At 62.2% G+C, this 2,238-nt stretch carries 2 protein-coding genes and 1 pseudogene; all 3 read right to left on the bottom strand.

The annotated features are described in order from the left end of the window. Positions 1–26: 26 nt before the first annotated feature. On the bottom strand, positions 27–899 hold the full coding sequence (locus AB0J29_RS37120) for an IS30 family transposase (RefSeq protein ID WP_364796040.1): 873 nt from the start codon (positions 897–899) through the stop codon (positions 27–29). Positions 900–1,009: 110 nt separating this feature from the next. Next, positions 1,010–1,255, bottom strand: a complete 246-nt coding sequence (locus AB0J29_RS37115) for an integrase core domain-containing protein (protein ID WP_364796042.1) — start codon at positions 1,253–1,255, stop codon at positions 1,010–1,012. Then, positions 1,216–1,923, bottom strand: a pseudogene (locus tag AB0J29_RS37110) (IS3 family transposase); the annotation flags it as partial. The pseudogene AB0J29_RS37110 and the gene AB0J29_RS37115, both read right to left, overlap by 40 nt. Positions 1,924–2,238: the final 315 nt, after the last annotated feature.

Raw genomic sequence — 2,238 nt, 5'->3', positions numbered from 1 at the left:
AAGCCTTGCGGCACGTGTTCTCCGAGTCACCCAGCAGCCCTGGGCCGCAACAACTCCCGTCGAAGTCGTCCGGCACGAACCACTGTGCACCAATAAGTGTTCTCATTCGTGCCGCGTTGCCACGGACTGCGCGGTGCGGCGAAGAAGACTTCGATACCTGTTGCGGCACTGAATATTTGGTGATCAGCTAACTCCATACCGCGGTCCCATGTCAGGGTGCGGCGAAGCGATGGATGCATTCTCGCGTAGCGGTCGATGAGAGCCGCGACGACAGTTCCGGTGCGCCGATCAGCCAGCTGCACAATCGTCAGGTAACGAGTCTTTCGATCGACGAGCGTGGCGATCTGGCTGACGGTCCCACCGATCACCAGATCGCCTTCCAGGTGCCCGGCAACGCTGCGATCCTCAGCATCGGTGGGCCGGTCTTCGATCGACCGGGCCCCGATGATCTGGGAGCGCCATTGACCTTTTATGGTGTGCCGCTTGTTCTTTCGTATCGGACGGCCGGTTCGGAGCTTCTTGTTCATCTCCTTGGGGATGACCTTCCAGCGGCTGGTGTAGACCGATCGATAGATCGTTTCGTGACTCACGGTCATCTCCGGATCGCCGCCGTATTCGCGGCGCAGTCGTCCGGCGATCTGCTGGGGTGACCATTCTTGGTCCAGCAGCTCGACCGCCAACTCGCGCAGCACGCGATTGCGGCCCAACAGACACTGCTTCGGTCTCCGACGCTGATCCTCGGCACGTTCCTGCGCCGCCACCGCACGATACGCCTCCCGACCACCGTTGCGGTCGACCTCCCGGCTGATCGTGGATGCCGAACGGCCGAGGTCAGCAGCGATAGCGTGATAGGTCTGATCGGCGCTTATCCCGCGTGAAATCGCTTCGCGTTCCTCCACGGTGAGATGACCTTTGTGGGCGACACGAACCTTTGGTGCGATCCCGCCATGATGCTTGAGCACCGTGAACTGAGGTTGCCCCCAAACGGTGGACAGGGGGTTATGCGGCTTCAGGCAGCCGCGCGGAGTGACTTCTCGAAGTTGTCGGGACTTTGCATCCCGATCGCGGAGTGTCGCCGCGTAGTGTTGTAGAAGTTGATCCAGTTATCAACTGCGGCAACGAGTTCGGCTTTCGTAGCGTAGACGTGGCAGTAGTATTCCTCGTGCTTGAACGTCGACCAGAACGATTCGGAAGGACTATTGTCCAACAGATCCCGGTCGCGCCCATCGACCGGCGCAGCCCGTGCCGGAAACACGCTCTCGCAGTCAAATGCGCGGTGTATTCGCCGCCGCGGTCGGAATGCAGGATCGTGCCCCGACACCGCCCGCCGCGAGTGGCGACGGCCTGCTCGATGGCGGCGGTGACCATGTCGGCGCCGATATGGTCGGAGATGCTGTAGCCCAGCACTTTGCGGGAATGCCCGTCCCGGATCGCACACAGAAACATCTCGCCCTGCCCGCAGGTGAGATAGGTGATGTCGCTGAGCCAGGCCGCGTCGAGACGCCCCTGGTCGAAGACGCGGTCGATCAGATCCGGTGGGAACGACGCATTCGGGTCGACCATGGTGGTTGCGAGCTTGAACGTGCGTGGGCTGATACCTTCCAGACCGATCGAGGCCATGATCTTGGCGACGGTCTTGCGGGTCACCACCTCGCCGCGGTCGCGCAGCTCGGCAGTGATCCGCGGTGACCCGTAGGTGCGGTTCGATTCGGCGTGGATGTCGGTGATCTTCACCTCGAGGTCGGCGCGACGCTGCTCACGTGGCATCAAAACCGTTGCTGCGCAACGCTTCACGTATTGGTGGTAGCCCGACGTGGACACCGCCAGCAGCCGCGCCATCCGCACGATGGAGAACCGTTGTCCCGGCGGATTCGCGGTGCCGGCGGTCGCGAGGATGTCGTCGGGGCCGGCGTACTTCACCATCAGATCGAACCGGGCCGGTTCGTCTGCATCGCGGCAAAGTACGCCGACTTAGATTCAACGGGTCAATGCAACGGTGCTGGTGAAGGGCTTAGGGTTCGTGGTGAGGGTTGGGCGTCCGGGGATGTCGGATGCGATGAAGGCCGACTTGTGGAGCCGGTGGCGGGCCGGTGAATCGATCAGTGTGATCTCGCGTGCGCTGAGCAAGCCGCCGGGATCGGTGACTGAGGTTCACCCCGAGTGGTGGACAGGGGGCTTACAGATTTCAGGCGGCAGTGGTTCGAAGTGAACGCTCGTAGTCGTCGGGGCTTTGGTTCC

This window comes from Nocardia sp. NPDC049707 (assembly GCF_040674855.1).
Classification (GTDB): domain Bacteria; phylum Actinomycetota; class Actinomycetes; order Mycobacteriales; family Mycobacteriaceae; genus Nocardia.
This window is presented reverse-complemented; position numbering and strand designations above follow the sequence as displayed.